This is a genomic window from Caballeronia sp. (assembly GCF_049581465.1).
Lineage (GTDB): Bacteria > Pseudomonadota > Gammaproteobacteria > Burkholderiales > Burkholderiaceae > Caballeronia.
On the sequence record NZ_JBAUSA010000561.1, the window covers coordinates 1 to 2,289 of the forward strand.

The 2,289-nt window shown below is 58.4% G+C and carries 2 protein-coding genes; one reads left to right on the forward strand and one right to left on the reverse strand.

Translation table 11 applies throughout. The annotated features are described in order from the left end of the window. The first annotated feature begins 97 nt into the window (after nt 1-97). Nucleotides 98-1,600 (forward strand): ROK family protein, encoded by a 1,503-nt coding sequence (locus WCA53_RS13860; RefSeq protein ID WP_423911089.1) that lies wholly within the window; start codon nt 98-100, stop codon nt 1,598-1,600. Nucleotides 1,601-1,666: 66 nt separating this feature from the next. Here the strand turns inward: WCA53_RS13860 and WCA53_RS13865 are convergent. Beyond that, a partial coding sequence (locus WCA53_RS13865) for a molybdopterin dinucleotide binding domain-containing protein (protein WP_423911092.1) occupies nt 1,667-2,289 on the reverse strand: 623 nt, incomplete at its 5' end.

Below are 2,289 nucleotides of genomic sequence, written 5' to 3' on the forward strand. Positions count from 1 at the left end.
TCAATACGGGGTTACAGCCAATATTTTATAAAATGGATGCATTTGTATTGCTTTTTGGATGCAATTAGAATGCAGTAAATAACACGGAGAATGTTCAGTGACAAAACAGCGATCGCTCCATTTGGCAATCGAAAAACTCGAAGCTGGAACCAAGGCGGCGCGTCTGCGCGCGCTTATGCCGGAGATAGAGCAGCGATTGGCTGCAGGAGCCCGCATTTCCGATCTGGTTCGGACGTTAAACGACAACGGGCTGCCAATTTCGACGGCTACGCTGAAAAGCTACCTGTACCGGTTTCGAAAGGCCGCCAGAGAGGACAGCTCTCAGGAAACGTTGGCATTGGCCAAAGACAATGACCGCAATACGCTCTTTTCCAGTCCGTCGCTCGCGACGGACGACGACATTGCCGAAAGCCCGGCCGCCAACGGGGCAACCACGACACCGGGCCTGCTCAGACACATCAATACTGCCCGATGCCTGCGGCTGCTTAGGCGCGGTTCCAGGTTCAGTCGGGCAGAACTGGCACGTGAGCTGAATCTGACGCGGGCAACCATCGGACACGCCATCAGGGAGCTAATCGATAGCGGGCTGGTCATCGAGACAGTCGAGCGACCCGAGGGAGGCCGGCTCGGACGCCCGGGATCCGGCTTGCGCCTCAATCCGGAAGGGGCCTATTCCATAGGAATCGACATATCCAGCATTTCGTTGACCTGCGTGTTGGTCGACCTGGAAATGCGCGTCGTACACAGAATCTACGCACCTCTGGGTCGACACTTGCACGACGTGGCACGAGCTGTAGAACGGATCGCCCAATTCCCGGGACGTCTTCTGGCGGCGTCCGGTATCAATCCCGAACGCATCTACGGGGTCTGTGTATCTGTTCCTGGACTGGTAGATCAGAGCGGTCGAGTCGTCATCGCACCTTTTCTGCAGTGGCGTGACGTTCCGCTACAGCAACTGCTCTCGGCCCACCCGGAACTGCCGTGGTCGGTAACGGTATGCAACGACGCGGTCGCGTTCGCGACCGCGGAACGAGCGGTTGCCAGTGAACGAGACGCGCAGAGCATGCTGCTGATCTTGCTCGCCGAAGGCCTGGGCGGTGCGATCGTGCAGCGGGGACAAATCTTCGAAGGTGCGCACGGTTACGCGGGTGAATTTGGACACATGGTGATGGGCGCGAGCCCTAAAACGATCGCGACGCAGACATTCGAATTGCTCGCGGGATACGAGCGCTTCCGACCTTTCCTTCCGGAGGATCGATCGCTTGAGGATGGTCTGACGTGGCTCGCGAACGCCAAAGACGACCTCCAGACGCCGGGCCTCGAGAAGGCTTTCGACGAATGGGCCGAGGTGCTGGCGACCGGTATGCTTAACCTCGTTTATCTGCTCGACCCTGAGAAAATTGTGCTCGGCGGCCCTCTCTGCGCTCTCTTTCCCCGCATTGAGTCAAAGGTGAAGAAACTGATATCCGACAATCTGCTGCACGGTTTCCACACTCCGCCGCTTCTCGTCACGCGCTTCGGTGCCGATGGGGCAGCGATCGGTGCTGCGTCCGTTGTGCGCGACCAGATTTTTGCATTGCCACAGATTGACAGAGCATGACCAAACAAGAACAACGCGAACGCAATACTCTTTCAGCGTCGTTTCTATTCGACGTGTCAACGAGCACTATCCGGCCGCGACCTGCGCTTTCGCGATACGCACCGGGACCGATTTGTATGACGGTGTGCCGCTTTCCGGATCGAAGAAATCGATCGGAATCAGCACGTTGGCCTTCGGATAGTACGCACCGATCGAACCGCGCGCGATCTTGTAGGCGATCACCGTGAACCCCAGCAGGCGCAGCGGAGCATGTTGCGCGAGCGCCGTCTCGATGTCGACCACATCGCCGTGCTCCAGACGATGCTCCGCCATGTCGTCCTGGTTCATAAAGATCACGTCGCGGCGCCCGAACACGCCTCGATAGCGATCGTCGAGTCCGTAGATGGTTGTGTTGTATTGATCGCGAGTATGTAGCGTCGTAAGCGTCAGCACATCGCCCGACAGAACTGGAAGGTCGAGCGATGTTCCTTGTCGGGCCACGCGCAACCCGGGCAGTCGAAGCCATCGGGCTGATTCGTGCGCAACAACGTGATCGGCGCGACCATGGCATCCATCTGCTCGCGCACCGCCCTTGCCGTCGCGTTCAAGGCCCCCATCCGCCGGCCGGGCTGTCGTAACGTTTAATCCCTTGAACCTCGCGCTGCTCGGCCATTTTCGCTCTCCCCAGTGATTGAATGCCAGCATGGAAC